The 19,033-nt window shown below is 69.3% G+C and carries 18 protein-coding genes and 1 pseudogene; 8 read left to right on the top strand and 11 right to left on the bottom strand.

Features of this window, described 5'->3' with window-relative positions:
- Positions 1 to 10: 10 nt before the first annotated feature.
- Entirely contained in the window at positions 11 to 943 is a 933-nt protein-coding gene (locus AB5J55_RS19805) for an oxidoreductase (protein WP_369271977.1), read from the top strand.
- A gap of 26 nt (positions 944 to 969) precedes the next feature.
- Here AB5J55_RS19805 and AB5J55_RS19800 read toward each other — a convergent pair whose 3' ends face one another.
- Positions 970 to 1,386 carry a hypothetical protein gene (locus AB5J55_RS19800; RefSeq protein WP_369271976.1) on the bottom strand — a complete coding sequence of 139 codons (417 nt, stop codon included), beginning with the start codon at positions 1,384 to 1,386 and terminating at the stop codon, positions 970 to 972.
- 129 nt (positions 1,387 to 1,515) lie between these two features.
- Between AB5J55_RS19800 and AB5J55_RS19795 the strand changes: the two genes are divergently transcribed.
- Positions 1,516 to 2,268, top strand: coding sequence for a PIG-L family deacetylase (locus AB5J55_RS19795; RefSeq protein ID WP_369271975.1), 753 nt, complete (start codon positions 1,516 to 1,518; stop codon positions 2,266 to 2,268).
- A gap of 73 nt (positions 2,269 to 2,341) precedes the next feature.
- On the opposite strand, the gene AB5J55_RS19790 is transcribed toward AB5J55_RS19795, so the two are convergent.
- Complete coding sequence (locus AB5J55_RS19790; RefSeq protein ID WP_369271974.1) at positions 2,342 to 2,689, bottom strand: DUF1330 domain-containing protein; 348 nt, start codon at positions 2,687 to 2,689, stop codon at positions 2,342 to 2,344.
- Positions 2,690 to 2,843: 154 nt separating this feature from the next.
- On the opposite strand from AB5J55_RS19790, the gene AB5J55_RS19785 reads away from it, so the two are divergent.
- Both AB5J55_RS19785 and AB5J55_RS19780 read left to right on the top strand, forming a co-directional pair.
- A complete protein-coding gene (locus AB5J55_RS19785) occupies positions 2,844 to 3,866 on the top strand; it encodes a bifunctional lytic transglycosylase/C40 family peptidase (RefSeq protein WP_328880727.1) in 1,023 nt (340 codons plus the stop codon).
- Positions 3,867 to 4,063: 197 nt separating this feature from the next.
- Positions 4,064 to 4,774, top strand: a complete 711-nt coding sequence (locus AB5J55_RS19780) for a phosphatase PAP2 family protein (RefSeq protein ID WP_369271972.1) — start codon at positions 4,064 to 4,066, stop codon at positions 4,772 to 4,774.
- A gap of 47 nt (positions 4,775 to 4,821) precedes the next feature.
- On the opposite strand, the pseudogene AB5J55_RS19775 reads toward AB5J55_RS19780, so the two are convergent.
- Positions 4,822 to 6,404, bottom strand: a pseudogene (locus AB5J55_RS19775) (FAD-binding oxidoreductase).
- Positions 6,405 to 6,969: 565 nt separating this feature from the next.
- On the opposite strand from AB5J55_RS19775, the gene AB5J55_RS19770 reads away from it, so the two are divergent.
- Both AB5J55_RS19770 and AB5J55_RS19765 read left to right on the top strand, forming a co-directional pair.
- Positions 6,970 to 7,812, top strand: coding sequence for a hypothetical protein (locus AB5J55_RS19770; RefSeq protein WP_369271971.1), 843 nt, complete (start codon positions 6,970 to 6,972; stop codon positions 7,810 to 7,812).
- A gap of 110 nt (positions 7,813 to 7,922) precedes the next feature.
- Positions 7,923 to 8,099 carry a hypothetical protein gene (locus AB5J55_RS19765; protein ID WP_369271970.1) on the top strand — a complete coding sequence of 59 codons (177 nt, stop codon included), beginning with the start codon at positions 7,923 to 7,925 and terminating at the stop codon, positions 8,097 to 8,099.
- An 8-nt stretch (positions 8,100 to 8,107) separates the two neighbouring features.
- On the opposite strand, the gene AB5J55_RS19760 is transcribed toward AB5J55_RS19765, so the two are convergent.
- Positions 8,108 to 8,473, bottom strand: a complete 366-nt coding sequence (locus tag AB5J55_RS19760) for a metal-sensitive transcriptional regulator (RefSeq protein WP_369271969.1) — start codon at positions 8,471 to 8,473, stop codon at positions 8,108 to 8,110.
- Between the two features lie 239 nt (positions 8,474 to 8,712).
- Between AB5J55_RS19760 and AB5J55_RS19755 the strand changes: the two genes are divergently transcribed.
- Together AB5J55_RS19755 and AB5J55_RS19750 are read left to right on the top strand one after the other, a co-directional pair.
- Positions 8,713 to 9,333: a DUF47 family protein gene (locus AB5J55_RS19755; protein ID WP_362388253.1), complete on the top strand. Its 621-nt coding sequence runs from the start codon at positions 8,713 to 8,715 to the stop codon at positions 9,331 to 9,333.
- 9 nt (positions 9,334 to 9,342) lie between these two features.
- Positions 9,343 to 10,341, top strand: a complete 999-nt coding sequence (locus tag AB5J55_RS19750) for an anion permease (RefSeq protein ID WP_369271968.1) — start codon at positions 9,343 to 9,345, stop codon at positions 10,339 to 10,341.
- A gap of 308 nt (positions 10,342 to 10,649) precedes the next feature.
- On the opposite strand, the gene pstB is transcribed toward AB5J55_RS19750, so the two are convergent.
- The 7 genes from pstB to AB5J55_RS19715 all read right to left on the bottom strand — a co-directional run bounded on the left by pstB (position 10,650) and on the right by AB5J55_RS19715 (position 18,917).
- Complete coding sequence (pstB, locus tag AB5J55_RS19745; RefSeq protein WP_369271966.1) at positions 10,650 to 11,426, bottom strand: phosphate ABC transporter ATP-binding protein PstB; 777 nt, start codon at positions 11,424 to 11,426, stop codon at positions 10,650 to 10,652.
- 42 nt (positions 11,427 to 11,468) lie between these two features.
- A complete protein-coding gene (gene pstA, locus AB5J55_RS19740; protein ID WP_369271965.1) occupies positions 11,469 to 12,524 on the bottom strand; it encodes a phosphate ABC transporter permease PstA in 1,056 nt (351 codons plus the stop codon).
- Complete coding sequence (gene pstC, locus AB5J55_RS19735) at positions 12,521 to 13,528, bottom strand: phosphate ABC transporter permease subunit PstC (RefSeq protein WP_369271964.1); 1,008 nt, start codon at positions 13,526 to 13,528, stop codon at positions 12,521 to 12,523. Before pstC ends, pstA begins: the two co-directional genes overlap by 4 nt.
- Before the next feature lie 141 nt (positions 13,529 to 13,669).
- Positions 13,670 to 14,797: a phosphate ABC transporter substrate-binding protein PstS gene (gene pstS, locus AB5J55_RS19730; protein ID WP_369271963.1), complete on the bottom strand. Its 1,128-nt coding sequence runs from the start codon at positions 14,795 to 14,797 to the stop codon at positions 13,670 to 13,672.
- 245 nt (positions 14,798 to 15,042) lie between these two features.
- Positions 15,043 to 15,465 carry an NUDIX hydrolase gene (locus tag AB5J55_RS19725; protein ID WP_369271962.1) on the bottom strand — a complete coding sequence of 141 codons (423 nt, stop codon included), beginning with the start codon at positions 15,463 to 15,465 and terminating at the stop codon, positions 15,043 to 15,045.
- 55 nt (positions 15,466 to 15,520) lie between these two features.
- A complete protein-coding gene (locus AB5J55_RS19720; RefSeq protein ID WP_369271961.1) occupies positions 15,521 to 16,699 on the bottom strand; it encodes a CHAD domain-containing protein in 1,179 nt (392 codons plus the stop codon).
- Positions 16,680 to 18,917: an RNA degradosome polyphosphate kinase gene (locus tag AB5J55_RS19715; protein WP_369271960.1), complete on the bottom strand. Its 2,238-nt coding sequence runs from the start codon at positions 18,915 to 18,917 to the stop codon at positions 16,680 to 16,682. Before AB5J55_RS19715 ends, AB5J55_RS19720 begins: the two co-directional genes overlap by 20 nt.
- Between the last annotated feature and the right edge of the window lie 116 nt (positions 18,918 to 19,033).

Below are 19,033 nucleotides of genomic sequence, written 5' to 3'. Positions count from 1 at the left end.
ATTCGGGAGTATGGCTGACAAAACGATGAAGAAGACGTGGGACGCGACCAGCCTCCCGGACCTCAGCGGCCGCACGGCCGTCGTCACCGGTGCCAACAGCGGCATCGGCCTCACCGCGGCCGACGCGCTGGCCCGATCCGGCGCGCACGTCGTGTTCGCCGTACGGGACCTCGAGCGGGGCCGGGCCGCCGCCGCGACCGTGACCGGCAGTACGGAGGTGCGACGCCTGGACCTGGCGGATCTGGCCTCCGTGCGGGAGTTCGCCGATGCGTGGCAGGGGCGGCCGCTGGATCTGCTGATCAACAACGCCGGCGTGATGATGCTGCCGCAGCAGCGGACGGCGGACGGCTTCGAGATGCAGTTCGGCACCAACCATCTGGGCCACTTCGCGCTGACGAACCTGCTTCTGCCGTACGTCACCGACCGGGTCGTGACGCTGTCCTCCGGTGCCCATCGGTGGTCCGGCGCGAGGATCCGCTTCGAGGACCTGAACTGGACGTCCGCCTACCACCCCAATCGCGCGTACGCCCAGTCGAAGCTGGCGAACCTCCTGTTCACGCTGGAACTCCAGCGCCGCCTGACGGAGTCCGGCTCCCCGGTCCGCGCCCTGGCCGCCCACCCCGGCTATGCCGCCACCAATCTGCAGAGCCACGCGGGGAGTCCGGTGATGCGGGCCTTCATGAGGATCGGCAACAGGGTCTTCGCACAGGACGACAAGGCGGGCGCGCTGCCGACGCTGTACGCCGCGACCCAGGACCTCCCCGGTGCGAGCTACGTCGGACCCGACGGGCTGGGCGAGATGCGGGGCGCCCCGACGCTGGTCGGGCGGACGACGGCGGCCAGTGACGCGGAGGTGGCGCGGCGGCTGTGGACGGTGTCGGAGGAACTGACGGGCGTGAGCTGGCCGTTGGGGGCGATGGACCGGGTGGCGGCCGAACGATAAGGTGCCCCGCCGCCCCCCGGGCTGGGTCAGGACTCCGGCTGCGTCACCGTCAGGGCCCAGCGGATGTCGTCCGCCGAGGCGTCGACAGCGATCACGAAGGACCCGGAGCGGACCACGCCGGGAGCCATGGTCACGGAGCCCACCCCGGCCTCCCCGGCGGGGCAGTCGACCGAGAACGCGGCGGTCTCGGTCTCCTGCGACATCGTCACCCGCACTTCGCCGCCGCCCTCGCACGCCACCGTGAGCACGGTCGGCAACCCCTCCCACGCGCCGCCGGACACGGCTCCGCCGTCCCCTGTTTGCTCCTCCACCCACAGCAGCCCCTCCGGCCCCGGATGGGGCAGCAGGACATCGGTCGATGCGGCGGCAGGGCCCGCCGCCACGCCGGTCAGCGCGCAGGCCACGAGGGCCGTCACGGCCAGGGCACGGCTGGTTCGTCTCACGATCGTTCCCCTTGAAGTCGCGTCCGGAGTCGGTCAGTTGCTCGTTCGATGCCCAGCCTGCCGTGCCGGATGACCTCGTGCCTGAGTATGCGTACTCAGGGGTAGGCCGTACGCGGAGGTGGTCGGACGATGTCGTTGCCGAGCCTGCTCGGGGTGTTCGGGCACCCGGACGACGAGGCCCTTTTCGCGGGCGGAGTCCTCGCCCGGCACGCGGCCGCCGGTGCCCGCACGGCCGTCGTGACGGCGACCTGGGCCCCCGAGACGCAGCGCGGCGCCGAACTCGCCGAGGCGCTGCGGATTCTCGGTGCCGGTGAGCCGCGGATGCTCGGCTATGCCGATGCCGGGGCGCCGCACTCCGCCCCCGGTCGCCCGCGGCTGTGCGATGCGCCGCTCGACGAATCGGTGGGGCGGCTGGTCGCTCACATACGGCAGTTCCGGCCGCGGATCGTGCTCACCCATGACGCGTACGGCGGCCTGACCGGGCACCCCGACCATGTGCACACCCACCGCGTGACCACCCTCGCGGTCCAGCAGGCCGGCCTCGAGCGGCTCCATCCGGACGCCGGCGTTCCCTGGCAGCCGAGCGCCCTCTACCTGGCCACCCATCCGCACTCGGCGCTCCCCGCCCTGGAGGAACTGGCCCGTGCGGGCAAGGGGATGAACACCGTGTCGGACGACCGGATCACCGCGACCGTCGACGTGCGCCCCTGGCTGGACCGGAAGTGGGCGGCCGTACTGGCGCACCGCACCGAGGTGGAGCGAGGGGCGGCACCCGGGTTGCTGGCCGGTTTCCCGGCGGCCGTACGCGAGCGGATCCTGGCGACCGAGTGGTACATCCGGCAGGATCCGGTCTCCCGCGTGCGCCGGGCCGCACGGAACTGACCGCCTGACCGGCCGCTCGAACGACCGGCCCCCCGTCGAAGTGCTCACCCCGGCAAGCCGGCAGCGCTGAACGCTACTTGGCGGACGCGGCGTCGCGGACCGTCCGCGCGGTGGCCTTCGGGTCGTAGTCCTCGGGGACACCCTCGACCAGGATGATGTCGCCCTCGATGTGCCGGGAGCGCAGTGGTGCGATCTCGCGGTAGGCCGGCGAGTCCCACCAGGACCGCGCCTCGCCGATCCCCGGGAAGCCGATCATCACGACGTGTCCGGGCCAGCTGCCCTCCTTCACCTCGTGCTGCGCGCCGTGTACGAGGAAGCGGCCGCCGTACGGTTCGAAGGTGGCCGGGAGGCGCTCGATGTACTCCGCGATCTCCGGGTGCGGGGCGGCTTCCTGCAGGTGAGCAATGGCGTAGGCGGGCATGGTGTCCTTCCGTTCGGTCGGGCTCCCTGTGGTGCCGATGCTGGCACGCGGGTCGTGGGGGATCGATTACCGCTGAGGTAATGCCGCTCATGGCTGCATCGGTTGCCGCGGATTCGCAGTGGGAAGCTCATAGACTGGCGCGGGCGGAATCCCGGTGGGCGAGGGGCGGTTGACGGTGCGTAAGGCATGGATCGTGGCGGGCGCCGCACTCGCGGCGGGGCTCAGCTTCGTGATGCTGCTCGTCGTCGGGGTCTACATCGTCGCCGGGAACCTCGCCGGCGGAGTGGGCGGAGCGTCCAAAGCGCTGGCCAAGGGGGCCGTGCCGGCCGCCTACTCGGCGCTCGTGCAGAAGTGGGGCAACCTGTGCCCCGCCATCAACCCCGCGCTGCTCGCCGCCCAGCTGTACCAGGAGAGCGGGTTCAACCCGAAGGCGCAGAGCGCGGCCGCGGCGCAGGGCATCGCGCAGTTCATCCCGGGGACCTGGGCCACGCACGGGATGGACGGTGACGGGGACGGCGACCGCGACGTCTGGGATCCGAATGACGCGATTCCGTCGGCCGCGTCGTACGACTGCAAGCTCGCCTCGTACGTGAAGGACGTACCCGGCGACCCGACGAAGAACATGCTCGCGTCCTACAACGCGGGGGCGTACGCGGTCATCAAGTACAAGGGTGTGCCGCCGTACAAGGAGACCCAGAACTACGTCAAGACGATCACGACACTGCAGCAGAGCTTCGCCGCGCCCGTCAGTCGTGTCGATCCCAGCAAGCAGGCCGCCGGCGCCATCTACTACGCCCAGAAGAAGCTCGGCACGCTCTACCTCTGGGGTGGTGACGGCACTGCTGAGGACAACGGGCGGTTCGACTGCTCGGGGTTGACGAAGGCCGCGTACGAGAGCGTCGGGATAACGCTGCCGCGGGTCGCCAACGACCAGTGGAACGCGGGGCCGCATCCGGCCAGGGAGGAACTGCTGCCGGGAGATCTGGTGTTCTTCTCGGACGACCTCACCAACTCCCGGGCCATCCGGCATGTGGGTATTTATGTCGGTGGCGGGTACATGATCGACGCGCCGAGAACGGGTGCTGTGATCCGGTTCGACCCGATCGACACCCCGGACTACTTCGGGGCGACCCGGGTGACCGAAGATGGCGCGAAAGCGCTGCCCACGACGGTGTAGACGGAGCGTGAACCCACCCCCTGAGCTGCGGCGATGGGTCTCTCTTCGATAACGTCTGCGTGATCATTCAGTGGAGTGTGGAACGTATCAACAGGGGCCGTGCGTTCCTGGTGTCGTAGCCGGATCTACAACCACGGGGGTGGGCGGAGCGGCGTACGCACGATGCGCCGGAGAGACGACGAAGGGGCCGCGGCATCATGGCTGGACTCGCAGAATCCGGGTCGAACCCCGACGTCGACCTGCTCTTCGACATCAATGGCCTGGCCAAGGATGCGCCGCGCTGGTTCGACCGGGTCATGGAGTACGTCGGTGAGTACGGGCTGGTGCTCGCCATGGTGCTGCTCGTGGTGTGGTGCTGGTGGTCGGTGCGGCGCCGCGGTGACGAGGACGCCGCCTCGTCCGTCGCCGCGCTCGTGTGGGCGCCGCTGGCTGCCGGGATCGCGGTGCTGGTGAACGTGCCCATACGGGGATTCGTCGAGCGGCCCCGGCCGTTCCGTGATCACCAGGGGCTCGAGGTCCTGGTGAGCGGCAAGACCGACTACTCCTTCGTGAGCGACCACGCGACGATCGCCATGGCCCTGGGGGTCGGGCTGTTCGTCGCCAACCGGAAGTTCGGCCTTGCCGGGATCGCCCTCGCTCTCCTCGAAGGGTTCTGCCGGATCTACATGGGCGTGCACTACCCGACCGACGTCATCGGCGGCTTCGCCCTCGGCACCGCCGTCGCCCTCCTGCTGTCACCGCCGGCCATGGCCCTGCTGACACCCGTGATGTCCGCCGTCGAACGGTCGCCGAGGGGTGGCCGGCTGATCAAGGCGCGGGGGCAGTCCCGGGCGGGCGGACAGGGAGCGGTGATTCCGGAGGCCCGGAAGGAGACGGCGGGGGCTGAGGAGCGGGATCTCGCGGCCTAGCTGCCATCGCGCCGGCTGCCGCTGGTCCGGAGGCCCCGCCCGCAGGGCTAGAGCGCCTGCGGGTATGTGAAGAAGCCCTGCGGGTCGTACTGCTTCTTCAGCCTTGTCAGGCGGGTTGCCGCGTCGCCGTAGTACGCCTTGCGCCAGTTCCTCAGGGTCGGGTCGGAGTAGTTCTGGTAGGCGGCGCCCGAGGCGTGGGGGCGCATGGCGTCGTGGGCCGTTGTCAGCCAGGCCTGGGCCGTGGTGCCCGTCGTGCCGGCGCGCCAGGAGACGATGTACTGGGCCAGCATGCGGGAGCGGCGGTGTACGAAGGCCGTCGCGGTGGGGGAGACGCGGTTGACGGCTCCGCCGAGGGCTGTGAAGGCGATGCTGCCGGCGCCGCCGCGCACCGACTGCAGCTGCTTCAGCAGGGTCTGGATGCCCGCCGCGGAGAGCGAACGGTCGAAGAAGTCCGACTTCGCCGCGTACGTCTCCCGGCCCAGCTTGCCCTGCGGGGAGCGACCCGGAGTGGAGCCGGGGAGGTGGCACTGCGCGTCCGTGGAGAAGGACGAGCAGCCCGCGTACAGCTCCATCGACTCCTCGTACGAACGGCGCTTGAGTGAGACGCTCCTCGCGGGCCCGGGGCCGCCGGGGCGGTCGGCGAGGCGGTCCACCGCGTTCTGGAGTTCGCGGTACGTGCCCAGGGAGAACGCGGCGACGGAGATCGTGGGGGTGCCGCCGGCGTGGTTCGAGATGTGCAGGGACGACCAGATCTCGTCGGGCTGGGCCGGCCCCCACTCCTGCCAGGCCTTGATCAGCGCGGTCGCCTTCGACCAGGGCCAGGTCATGTATGCCGTTACGGCCTGAGGGGCGGGGTGGGTCTTGAAGTGAAGTTCCGTCACTACGCCGAAGTTGCCGTTGCCGGCGCCGCGCAGGGCCCAGAAGAGGTCCTTGTTGGTGGTGGCGTTGGCGGTGAGCTGCTTGCCGTCGGCGGTTATCAGGGTGGCCTGGGTGAGGCTGTCACAGGTCAGGCCGTAGGCGCGGGACGTGACGCCGTGGCCGCCGCCGAGGGTGAGGCCGGAGACGCCGACGGTGGGGCAGGAGCCGGCGGGGATCGTGACGCCCTTGGCGGCGAGGGCTCGGTAGACGTCGATGAGCTTGGAACCGGCGCCGACCACTGCGGTGTTGCCGGTGGCTCGGATGCGGTTGAGCTTGGAGACGTCGAGGATCAGGCGGTTGTTGCCGGAGGACCAACCGCCGTAGGAATGGCCGCCGTTGCGTATGGCGACGTGGAGGTTGTGGCTCGGGCGTAGGCGAGGGTGGTGCGGATGTCGTCGGGGTGGGAGACGTAGGCGACCGCGGCGGGCTTCAGGGTGTCGAAGCGGGTGTTGTAGAGCTGGTGGGCCGATTTCCAGGAGGCGTCGCCGGGGCGTATGAGAGGGCCGTCCAGGTCCTGGGCGAGGGCGGTCCAGTTGGCGGCGGATTTGCTGGTGGCGGTGGTTTGGGTGCGGGTGCCGGTGCCCGTGCTGCTCGTGGTTGTGCCGGTGGCTGTTTCTGCGCCGGTGCCGGTGCCCGAGCTGCTGTTGCACGCCGTTGCCGTCAGGGCGGTTACGGCTGCTGCCGTGCCGCCGATGAAGGTGCGCCGTTCCATGTCGCCTCCTGGGGGTTCGTGGAACGAGACGGGGTGGTGGCGGGCGGGGTTCCATGGGGTGGGGGATGACCTGGGTGGAGATCGGGTGTTCTTTCGCCCCCGCCGCCCCCACCCGTCCCGTCCCCAGGGGCTCCGCCCCTTCGACCCCGCCCGGGGGCTGCGCCCCCTGGACCCCCATCGGCCTGAACGGCCTCGTCCTCGAACGCCGGACCGGCTGAAATGCCCGTGCGCGCCGGGCAGCCGGACGGGCGGCCGCCGTTCAACCCCTCACATGCCCCTCCGCATCCGCCCGGGCCAGGCTGCGGGCACGTCTCGCGGGGCCGCGCCAGCCGCAGGTGCAGTGGGCTGTGCAGAAGTGGCCCTTCTCCACTGTTGTCGTGCGGTGGTTCGAGGGGTCGTCGGGGATTTGGGGAGACGTTGGTTCGTCCTTCTGCGCCACGGCGGCAACGTTACCCAGGGCAAGTAGACGCAACGCCTCCCGCGTGCGTTACGAGGGCACCCACCCGTCGTTATCCGGAACGACAGGGGGCCCGTGACGGACGTACCGGCTGGGGGTAGGCAGGCGATGACGGAGCGGCAGCAGCACAGGCAGAGGCGTGGGGCGGGCGTTGCGGCAGGGGTTCTGTGTGTCTGCCTGGCGGGCAGCGGCTGCGTGGCGGAGAGCGGGGCCGCTGTCGACGACTCGCGGGACGGGGATGCCGTGAAGGTCGTGCGGCGCGCAGCCGATGCGTTGGCCGGGGCCCGGTCCTCCAAGGCCCGTACGTCCATGGAGATGGCCACCGGTGGGACGCGGGTCACCATCCGGGGTGAAGGTGTGTACGACTTCCGTCGGCAGGTGGGGCGGCTGAAGGTGCTGCTGCCGCAGGATCCGGCGGGCGCGCCCGCGCAGCGGCCGATCGTGGAGCTCCTCGCTCCCGGGGCGCTGTTCATGAAGAACCGCGGTGCCGGGGTGCCCGCCGACAAATGGGTGCGCGTCGAGACGCGGTCGCTGTCCGACGGGAACCTCGTCACCGGTGGGGCGACCGATCCGTACGCAGCGGCGGAGGTGCTGCGCGGGGCTCGGACGGCGAAGTATGTGGGGGACGAAGAGGTCGCGGGGACGGCGGTGCGGCACTACCGGGGAACGGCTGACCTGCGGGTTGCCGCGCGGGAGGCCTCCGACGGGAACGCGGAGTCCCTGGCGGCGGCGGCGAAAGGGTTCGCCACGGACGAGGTACCGTTCGACGTCTATCTCGATGACGAGGGGCGGATCCGCAAGGTGCGGCACCGGTTCAGCTTCGTCAACGGGCAGCAGCAGAGCGCCGTCGCCGTGGCCTCGACGACCTTGCTGTACGACTTCGGGTCCCCCGTCGACGTACGGCTGCCGGACGGTGGCGACATCTATGCGGGCAAGATCGCCGAGGAGTGAGGGTCGCCGCGGGGGTACGTGACGGGCGTCAAGAACTAGCCCTTCCGTGCCATGCGCGGTGTGTAGGCCGCTCCCTACTCTAGGAAGTCGGTAACGGCAGAGAAGAGGTGATGCACGTGGCTCCGGTCGGCGGTACGGCAGTTCAGGACTACGTGGCCCTCGCCGAGATCGAGCTGTGCGGAGAGCTGATCATCGCGGCCTCGGCCGCTCGTGAGGACCGGCTCAGCCTGGAGGACATCGACGAGGTGCTGCGAGTCGCCGAGGAGCGCGACGCCGGCGGTCAGTGAGGCGTCCCTCACGTCCGCAGCAGTCGGCCGATCGCCTTCGTGGCCTCCTCCACCTTGGCGTCGATCTCCGTACCGCCCTTGAGGGCCGCGTCGGCGACGCAGTGGCGCAGGTGTTCCTCCAGGAGCTGGAGGGCGAAGGACTGCAGGGCCTTGGTCGAGGCGGACACCTGCGTGAGTATGTCGATGCAGTAGACGTCCTCGTCGACCATGCGCTGCAGGCCACGGATCTGGCCCTCGATACGCCGCAGGCGTTTGAGGTGCTCGTCCTTCTGCTTGTGGTAGCCGTGGATGCCCCGGTCGTGGTCCGTCACGACCTCGGTGGTGGCCTGATCAGCGGCGGAGGGTGCACCCGCGCCGGCCTCGGTGGTCGTCATCGCGTCCTCCAGACATAAACCGCGTCACATACCCCTACTGGGTATATCGTATCGAACTTTGCTGGGTATAGGGGCCCTGTGGCCGACGCCGTGATTCGGCCGCTGGACTGGACCACTGGGCAGCCCCCGTGCCGACCACTGTGCCTGATGGGCGACACTGGAGGACGGCCCATTAGCCGTGGCCGGATGATGCGCCTAGCATCAGCCTGACCGAAACCGATGCTTCTTGAGGACCCCACGTGCGATTTCGTCTGACCCCCCGGGAGACGAGCTTCTACGACATGTTTGCCGCCTCCGCGGACAACATCGTCACGGGCTCGAAACTCCTGATGGAACTGCTCGGGGCGGACACCGCCGGCCGGGCCGAGATCGCAGAGCGTATGAGGGCCGCGGAACACGCAGGTGACGATGCCACGCATGCGATCTTCCACCAGTTGAACTCCTCGTTCATCACGCCGTTCGACCGCGAGGACATCTACAAGCTCGCGTCGTGCCTCGACGACATCATGGACTTCATGGAGGAGGCCGTCGACCTGGTTGTCCTCTATAACGTCGAGGAACTGCCCAAGGGCGTCGAGCAGCAGATCGAGGTGCTGGCGCGGGCCGCGGAGCTGACGGCCGAGGCCATGCCGAACCTGCGCACCATGGACAACCTCACGGAGTACTGGATCGAGGTCAACCGCCTCGAGAACCAGGCCGACCAGATACACCGCAAGCTCCTCGCCCACCTCTTCAACGGCAAGTACGACGCGATCGAGGTCCTCAAGCTCAAGCAGATCGTGGATGTCCTGGAGGAAGCGGCGGACGCCTTCGAGCACGTGGCGAACACGGTGGAGACCATCGCCGTCAAGGAGTCCTGAGACCCTCCCATGGACACCTTTGCTCTGGTCGTGACCATCGCGGTTGCGCTCTTCTTCACGTACACCAACGGCTTCCACGACTCGGCGAACGCCATCGCCACGTCCGTGTCGACGCGGGCCCTGACGCCTCGGGCCGCGCTGGCGATGGCCGCGGTGATGAATCTCGGCGGTGCCTTCCTGGGGTCCGGCGTCGCCAAGACCGTCAGTGAGGGGCTGATCCAGACGCCGGAAGGCTCGAAGGGGATGGGGATCCTCTTCGCGGCGTTGGTGGGCGCGATCACCTGGAACCTGATCACCTGGTACTACGGTCTGCCGTCCTCCTCCTCGCACGCGCTGTTCGGCGGCATGGTGGGGGCGGCGCTGGCCGGTGGTACGACGGTGTACTGGAGCGGGGTGCTGGAGAAGGTCGTCATCCCGATGTTCGTGTCGCCCATTGTCGGGCTGTGCGCGGGCTATCTCGTGATGACGGCGATCATGTGGATCTTCCGGCGGGCGAATCCGCACAAGGCCAAGCGCGGGTTCCGGATAGCGCAGACCGTTTCTGCTGCCGGGATGGCGCTCGGGCATGGTCTGCAGGATGCGCAGAAGACGATGGGCATTGTGGTGATGGCGCTGGTCATCGCCGATGTCGAGGACTACGGCGATCCGATTCCGGTGTGGGTGAAGATCGCTTGTGCGGTGATGCTGTCGCTCGGGACGTATGCGGGTGGCTGGCGGATCATGCGGACGCTCGGGCGCAAGATCATTGAGCTTGATCCGCCGCAGGGGTTTGCTGCGGAGACGACGGGGGCGTCGATCATGTTCACTACGGCGTTCTTGTTCAAGGCGCCGATTTCCACGACGCACGTCATTACCTCGGCGATCATGGGTGTCGGGGCGACGAAGCGGGTGAATGCCGTGCGATGGGGTGTGGCCAAGAACATCGTGCTCGGGTGGTTCATCACGATGCCTGCGGCTGCGCTCGTTGCGGCGGGCGCGTTCGGGGTCGTGAACCTGGCGTTCCTGTAGGCGCCGGGTTTCTTTCGCCCCCGCCGCCCCTACCCGTCCCGTCCTCGAAGGGGCGCAACCCCTTCGACCCCGGCCAAGGGGCTGCGCCCCCTGGACCCCCATCGGCCTGAACGGCCTCGTCCTCAAACGCCGGACGGGCTGAAGTGCCTGGACACCGGCGCCGAGAAGTCCCCTGGCGCCGTCCCACAACCACCGGCAGGCGCTACGCGCCCCCACCGCACAGACAGGGGCCCGCCCCCCGGGAGCCAGGGGGCGGGCCCTTTATCTGCCTCGCGGTGGCACCGCCATGCAGCACCGCGAGGGGTCTGTCAGCCGAAGCGGCCGGAGATGTAGTCCTCCGTGGCCTGGACCGACGGGTTGGAGAAGATGCGCTCCGTGTCGTCGATCTCGATCAGCTTGCCGGGCTGGCCCACGGCGGAGAGGTTGAAGAAGGCCGTGCGGTCCGAGACGCGCGCCGCCTGCTGCATGTTGTGCGTCACGATGACGATCGTGAAGCGCTCCTTCAGCTCACCGATCAGGTCCTCGATGGCGAGGGTGGAGATCGGGTCCAGGGCCGAGCAGGGCTCGTCCATGAGGAGCACGTTGGGCTCGACCGCGATCGCACGAGCGATGCACAGACGCTGCTGCTGACCACCGGAGAGGCCGGAACCCGGCTTGTTCAGGCGGTCCTTCACCTCGTTCCAGAGGTTCGCGCCCTTGAGGGACTTCTCTACGACGTCCTGCAGCTCGCTCTTCTTGTAGTTGCCGTTCAGCCGCAGGCCCGCCGCCACGTTGTCGAAGATCGACATCGTGGGGAACGGGTTCGGACGCTGGAACACCATGCCGACCTCACGGCGCACCGACACCGGGTCGATGGCGGCGCCGTACAGGTCCTCGTCGTCCAGGAGGACCTTGCCCTCCACACGGCCGCCCGACGTCACCTCGTGCATGCGGTTCAGCGTGCGCAGGAACGTCGACTTGCCGCAGCCGGACGGGCCGATGAAGGCCGTCACCGAGCGGGGCTCGACCGTCATCGAGATGTCTTCGATTGCCTTGTGGGAGCCGTAATAGGCGGTGAGCCCGCTTACGTCGATTCGCTTGGCCATGTCTACTTCACTTCCAAATTCGGATCAGTCGCCGTGGCCGCGTCAGCGACCGGTCTTCGGGGCCTTCCAGCGGGCGATCCCGCGGGCCAGCAGGTTGAGGATCATCACGAAGGCGATCAGCGTGAGCGATGCCGCCCAGGCACGGTCGTACGCCGCCGACGACCCGGCACTGTTCGCGTACTGCTGGTAGATGTACAGCGGCAGCGACGCCTGGGCACCCTCGAACGGGTTCGAGTTGATGAAGCTGTTGCCGAACACCAGCAGCAGCACCGGCGCGGTCTCACCGGTGATACGGGCGACCGCGAGCATGATGCCGGTCGTGATGCCGCCGATGGAGGTCGGTACGACCACCTTCAGGATGGTGCGCCACTTGGGCACGCCCAGCGCCAGGGAGGCTTCGCGCAGCTCGTTCGGGACGAGCTTGAGCATCTCCTCCGTGGAGCGGACGACCACCGGCATCATCAGGATCGCCAGCGCCAGCGAACCGGCGAAGCCGAAGGGCTGCATGTCCATCATCAGCATGAGGCTGAGGATGAACAGACCCGCGACGATCGACGGGATACCCGTCATGACGTCGACGAAGAAGGTGATGGCCCGGGCGAGGTTGCCCCGCCCGTACTCCACCAGGTAGATCGCGGTGAGCACACCGACCGGCGCGGCGATCAGGGTGGCGAGGCCGACCTGCTCCAGCGTGCCGAGGATGGCGTGGTAGATGCCACCGCCCGGCTCGGAGTCGGCGACGACGCCCATGGAGTGGGTCAGGAAGTAGACGTCGAGGACCTTCACGCCGCGCTGCACGGTCGCCCAGACCAGGGAGGCCAGCGGGATGACGGCGAGGATGAAGGCCACCCAGACCAGCGTCGTGGCGATGCGGTCCTTGGCCTGACGGCGGCCTTCGACGCGGGCGGCGATGACGTACGTACCGAGGATGAACAGGAGGCTGGCGATCAGCCCCCACTGGATCCGGCTGTCGAGGCCGGCGCCCAGGCCGATGCCGACCGCGACGGCGATGGAGCCGCCGGCGATGGCGTACGGGGACCACTTGGGCAGACGGGCCCCGCGCAGGCTGCTGGGCTTGTCGGCGAGTGCGTGGCTCATGCGTTGGCCCCCGAGTACTCCTTGCGGCGGGCGATGATCGCGCGGGCCGCGCCGTTGACCAGCAGGGTGATGACGAAGAGGACCAGGCCGGAGGCGATCAGCGCGTCACGGCCGAACTCGGACGCCTCACCGAACTTGCTGGCGATGTTCTGGGCGAAGGTTCCGCCACCCGGGTTGAGCAGGCTGGCGTGGATGTCGAAGTCGGGGGAGAGCACGGTGGCCACGGCCATCGTCTCGCCGAGGGCGCGGCCGAGGCCGAGCATCGAGGCGGAGATGACGCCGGAGCGGCCGAAGGGGAGGACCGACATGCGGATGACCTCCCAGCGGGTGGCGCCGAGCGCCAGGGCCGCTTCCTCGTGCATCTGCGGGACCTGGCGGAAGACCTCGCGGCTCACGTTGGTGATGATCGGCAGGATCATGATCGCGAGCAGGATGCCGACCGTCAGCATCGAGCGGGGTGCGCCGCCGTCCCAGGAGAAGATCCCGGTCCAGCCGAGGTACCGATCCAGCCAGCCGAAGAGGCCGTCCATGTTCGGTACGAGGATCAGGGCGCCCCACAGGCCGTACACGATGGACGGCACGGCGGCGAGCAGATCGATCACGTACGCGATGGGGCCGCCGAGCTTGCGCGGCGCGTAGTGGGTGAGGAACAGGGCGATGCCGACGGCGATCGGGACCGCGATGACCATGGCGATGATCGAGGAGATGATCGTGCCGTAGACCAGGACCGCGATGCCGAACTTCGGCGGGATCGTGCCGGTGTTCCACTCGAAGGCGGTCAGGAAGTTGGCGTCGTCCTTGCTGATCGCGAGGGTCGCGCGGTAGGTGAGGAAGACCGCGATGGCGGCCATGATCACCAGCAGGAAGATGCCGGAACCGCGGGAGAACGCGAGAAAGACCCGGTCACCGGGCCGGGTGGCGCCACGGGCGGCGCGCTTCTGGTCCGCGGTCGCGGGCTGTGGAGTGGGGGGAGGTGCTTGGGTGCTCTGTGTCGATATGTCCATCGGGTTTCTCCGGTCTGCGGAGCCACGCGGGTCTGCGGTGGCTCGGTGGAGCCGTAGGTGGTGTACGGCTCCGGGCGGCGGTGCACCGGACGGTGCGGTCCGGTCCGGGCCTTTTCAGGCCCGGACCGCACCGCACTCAGGTCAGCTCAGGCCATCGATGGTGGTACGAACCTCGGAGATGATCTCCTCGGGCATCGGGGCGTAGTCGTTCTGCTCGAGGATCTTCTGGCCGTCCTCGGAGGCGATGTAGCGCAGGAACGCCTTGGTGCCGGGCAGGGTCTCGGACTTGTTGCCCTTGTCGCAGACGATCTCGTACGTCACCAGGGTGATCGGGTAGGCCCCGTCGGTCTTGGTGGCGTAGTCCAGCTCCAGCGCCATGTCCTTGCCGGTGCCGACACGCTTGGCAGCGGCGATCATCTTGGAGGCGTTGGCCGTGGTGGCCTCGACCGGGGCGGAGGCGCCCGTGTCGATCTGGACCGCGTTGATGCCGTCCTTGGCGTACGACAGCTCCATGTAGCTGATGGCGCCGGAGGTCTGCTTGACCTGCTGGGCGACACCGGAGGAGCCGGCGGCGGACTGGCCGCCCTTGGCCTGCCAGGCCTTACCGCCCTCGTACGGCCACTCCGACTTGGCGGTGGCGATCAGGTACTTGGTGAAGTTGTCCGTGGTGCCGGACTCGTCCGAGCGGTGGAACGCCTGGATCTTCAGGTCGGGAAGCTTCGCGTCGGGGTTCAGCTTCGCGATCGCCTCGTCGTTCCAGTTCTTGATCTTGTCGTTGAAGATCTTGGCGAGGGTCGGCGCGTCCAGGACCAGGTTCTCGACACCCGGGACGTTGTAACCGACCGCGATCGGGCCGCCGACCATCGGCAGGTCGATGCCCTGGCCGCCGGAGCAGATCTTCTTGGAAGCGGTGATCTCCTCCTCGTCCAGCGCGGAGTCGGAGCCGGCGAAGGCGACCTGGCCCTGCGTGAACGCGGTGACGCCGGCGCCGGAGCCGCCGCCCTTGTAGTTGATCTGAACGCCCTTGCAGGCGGCGGTGAACTGCTTGACCCAGGCGTCGATCGCGTTCTTCTGCGCGGAGGAGCCGTCGGCGAGCAGCTGGCCCTGAGCGTCGTCACACTTGATGTTGCTGGCGCCGGCGCTGGCGCTCGAGTCGCCGCCGCCGTTGGTGCCCGTGTCGTCGGAGCCGCACGCCGTGAGGGCCAGGGCGCCGGAGACGGCGAGAGCGCCGAGAGCGAGAGCCCGCCGGTTCTTGCGCTGAAGCTTCACTTGAAAGAGTTCCTTCCAGGAGCCGCCGTCCTGAATTCGGCGGCGTGCGAAGAATGGGTGATGCGGACTCGTCCCCCCGACGCGGTCCGTCATCGTGCAAGGCCGAAATTAGGCAGAACAGGTGAAGGCGCCGATGGGCGTAAATGAACGGGGGGTGAACCCCTGGGGACGGTGCGGTGAGGTCACGGAACGCTTACGTTGAGGACACGGGCGCATTCCGAGGCTTTGTGGGGGGTTGTTGCGGACTATGCCGGGCGCAGCGACTCCAGCAGGGCGTCCACGAGGGAGCGGTCTCTCGGCTGGGTGAGGCGGCTGCGGGCGGCCGTGGGCGAGAGCCACAGCATGCGGTCCACCTCGTCGTTCGGGGTGAACGTGCCGGGGCCCGCCTCGGCCGCCCAGTAGCGGACCTCCTTGGGGCGCTCGTTCGCCATGTACCGCAATGTCGGCAGCTCGGTGCCCGGCCTGGCGGAGTGCCCTGTCTCCTCCGCGACCTCGCGCAGCGCACCGGCCAGGGGTGCCTCGCCACGCTTCAGCTTTCCCTTGGGATGGGACCAGTCGTCGTACTTCGGCCGGTGGATGAGGCATATCTCCAGCTCACCGTCTACCGGCGAACGGCGCCACAGGACGCAGCCGGCCGCTTGGACGGTGAGGTCGTTCGCGTGCGTCACCGGATGAAGCCTCCTTCGGGAGTTCCTGATTCAGGAGTTCCCGTCTCAGGGATGCCTACGGCGTGCCCACCGTCTGTCGCTCCCAGGACTGCTGGAACGCGAACCGCGCCGCTTCCACCTCGTGCCGCTGGTCGGCGTGCAGGACGCCGAGGGCGTACGCCGTCGCCGGGGCGATCCGCGGGGTGCGGGCCGCCTGGGCCGCGGCGGCCGCGGCCTCGGAGGCGTCGCGGTGCCGGTTGAGGGACTGCCCGGTCGCCAGCAGCCGTACGTCCACCGGGCCGCCGTCGCCGTGCAGCACCTCGCGGGCGTAGCGGTGCAGGCGCAGCAGCAGGCGGACCTGGTGCCAGGGCGCGTCCTGCGGATGCGGGGCCGGGTCCGGGGACAGTCCGTGGATCAGGGCCTCGGCGTTGTAGGGGTGGCCCGCGGTCACCAGGGGCAGCGCCGTCACCGCGTCGGTGAGCCGCTCCTCGGCGGCGCCCGCGAGGGGGCGCAGATCGGCGGTCGCCGCGGCCGGGGTGAGGGGGACCTCGCTGGCCAGAACGGCGATGTTGTCGGCCACGGCGTGAAAACGGCTGCTGCCCAGGGCCTGGAGTGCGGTGCTGTGCGCTCGCGTCCGGGCCAGGGTGAGCTGGCGTTCGAGCAGTGCGCCCGCCTTTGCCGCGCCGACTGTCAGGTTGCCGCGTTCCGGGGTGGCCGCCGGGTGGGCCGGGGGACCGGCCTCAGCGGATTCCCCTTTTCTGGGGCCGGCTCCAGAGCCACGGCTGCCCGCGGACGCATCACCGCTCCCCGCGGCCCTGCTCGCGCCGGGCACGGCCGCGGCGCCGGGCACGCCGGGCACGCCGGCCACCCCCGTCTGCGCGGGCAGCACCGCCGCCCCCGACAACCGGTGCAGCGCCAGGAGCAGGCGCTCCAGGCGGGCCGCGTACGCGTGTTCCATCGCCAGCGTGCCCGACAGCCAGGCCAGTTCGGGGCGGATGGCCTCCGACCAGTCGGTGTCCAGCAACGGGCGGAACGTGTGCAGGCTGGCGCTGATGCGGCGGGCCGAGCGGCGCAGCGCCCTCGCCGCGTCGACGGACTCCTCCGAGCCACCGTTGGCCGTGCCGCCGCCGGTCTCCCGGTGCATGCGCAGGGCTCGGAGGAACTCCGTGGCCTGGGCGCGCAGGTAGCCCGCGAGGGCGTCCCCGGTCACAGCCCCGGCCATCGGGTCCGTCGGATCAAGGTGTTGCTGTGCCACGCCGGCGCCTCCGGGCGTCTATGAGCATCTCCTGGACGTTGCGCAGGGGCTGGCCTTCCGCGTCCGTCGCGTGCCGGGTCCAATCGCCGTCCGGACCGAGGTGCCAGGACGCGGTGGTGTCGGACATACCGGTCTCCAGGAGCCGGTTGAGCGCGGCGCGGTGGGCCGGGTCGGTGACCCTGACCAGGGCCTCGATACGGCGGTCGAGGTTGCGGTGCATCATGTCGGCGCTGCCGATCCACACCTCGGGTTCGCCGCCGTTGCCGAAGGCGAAGACCCGGGAGTGCTCGAGGAAGCGGCCGAGGACCGAGCGGACGCGGATGTTCTCCGACAGTCCCGTCACGCCCGGGCGGATCGCGCAGATGCCGCGGACCCAGATGTCGACCGGCACGCCCGCCTGGGCGGCGGCGTAGCAGGCGTCGATGATCGCCTCGTCGACTATCGAGTTGACCTTGATGCGGACATAGGCGGGACGCCCGGCACGGTGGTGCTGGACCTCCTTGTTGATCCGCGAGATCAGGCCGTCACGCAGGGACTTGGGGGCCACGAGCAGACGGCGGTACGTCTCCCGGCGGGAGTAGCCGGACAGGCGGTTGAACAGGTCGGACAGGTCGGCGCCGACCTGCGGATCGGCGGTCAGCAGGCCGAGGTCCTCGTACAGCCGCGCCGTCTTCGGGTGGTAGTTGCCGGTGCCGACGTGGCTGTAGCGCCGTAGCGTGTCGCCCTCCTGGCGGACCACCAGCGACAGCTTGCAGTGCGTCTTCAGGCCGACGAGGCCGTAGACGACATGGCAGCCGGCCTCCTCCAGCTTGCGCGCCCACTTGATGTTGGCGTGCTCGTCGAAGCGGGCCTTGATCTCGACCAGCACCAGGACCTGCTTGCCGGCCTCGGCGGCGTCGATGAGGGCGTTGACTATGGGGGAGTCGCCGGACGTCCGGTACAGGGTCTGCTTGATCGCGAGGACGTCCGGGTCGTCGGCCGCCTGCTCCAGGAAGGCCTGCACGGACGTCGAGAAGGAGTCGTACGGGTGGTGCAGCAGCACGTCCCGGTTGCGCAGCGCGGCGAAGATGTCCGGCGCGGACGCCGACTCGACCTCGGCGAGGTCGCGATGGGTGCCCGCGACGAACTTCGGGTACTTCAGCTCGGGCCGGTCGATGGAGGCGATGCGGAAGAGGCCCGTGAGGTCCAGGGGGCCGGTCAGCGGGTAGACCTCGGCCTCGCTGATCTTCAGCTCGCGCACCAGCAGGTCCAGGACCTCCTGGTTGATGTTCTCCTCGACCTCCAGGCGCACCGGCGGCCCGAAGCGGCGCCGCATGAGCTCCTTCTCCAAGGCCTGGAGGAGGTTCTCGGCGTCGTCCTCCTCGACCTCCAGGTCCTCGTTGCGGGTGACCCGGAAGGCGTGGTGCTCCAGCACCTCCATGCCCGGGAACAGCTCCTCCAGGTGCGCGCCGATGACGTCCTCGATCGGGACGAACCGGCCGGGGGAGGCCTCCAGGAAGCGGGAGAGCAGCGGCGGCACCTTCACGCGGGCGAAGTGCGGCGTGCCGGTGACGGGGTTGCGGACCCGTACGGCCAGGTTCAGGGACAGGCCGGAGATGTACGGGAACGGGTGTGCCGGGTCGACCGCCAGCGGGGTCAGGACCGGGAAGATCTGGTGCCGGAACAGGGTGAAGAGGCGGGCCTGCTCCTTCTCCGTCAGCTCGCTCCAGCGGACCAGGTGGATGCTCTCCTCCGCGAGCGCGGGGGCGACGTCCTCGTGGTAGCAGGCGGCGTGCCGGGCCATCAGCTCGCGGGAGCGGGCCCAGATCATCTCCAGGACCTCGCGGGGCTGCAGGCCGGACGCGGACCTGGTGGCGACACCGGTGGCGATACGGCGCTTCAGACCGGCCACCCGGACCATGAAGAACTCGTCCAGGTTGCTGGCAAAGATCGCCAGGAAGTTCGCCCGTTCGAGGAGCGGGGTGTTCGGGTCCTCGGCGAGTTCGAGGACGCGCTCGTTGAACGCGAGCCAGCTGCGCTCCCGGTCCAGGAAACGGCCCTGGGGCAACTGGACGCCGTCGATCTCGGTGACCTCGTACGCGTCGAGGTCGGCATCGATGTCGGGTTCCAGGTCGGAGACCACTGCCGAGGTGACCCCGTGCGGACGGTGCGCCGCAATGGAGCCCACGGAGGGCTGCGCGTGCTGGACCTTTGCCTGGGCGTTCGAGGACTGGCTCATATGCCCATTGTTCCGCGTGTCCAGGCTTATGGGCGCGTCGGAAAGCGCGGGCGGGAGCTTGGCGGGGAGGCGTCGGGCGGCCCCGTTCCTCGCGCTCCCTCCCGGGTGCGGAGAAG

This window comes from Streptomyces sp. R11, from assembly GCF_041051905.1.
Lineage (GTDB): Bacteria > Actinomycetota > Actinomycetes > Streptomycetales > Streptomycetaceae > Streptomyces.
This window is presented reverse-complemented; position numbering and strand designations above follow the sequence as displayed.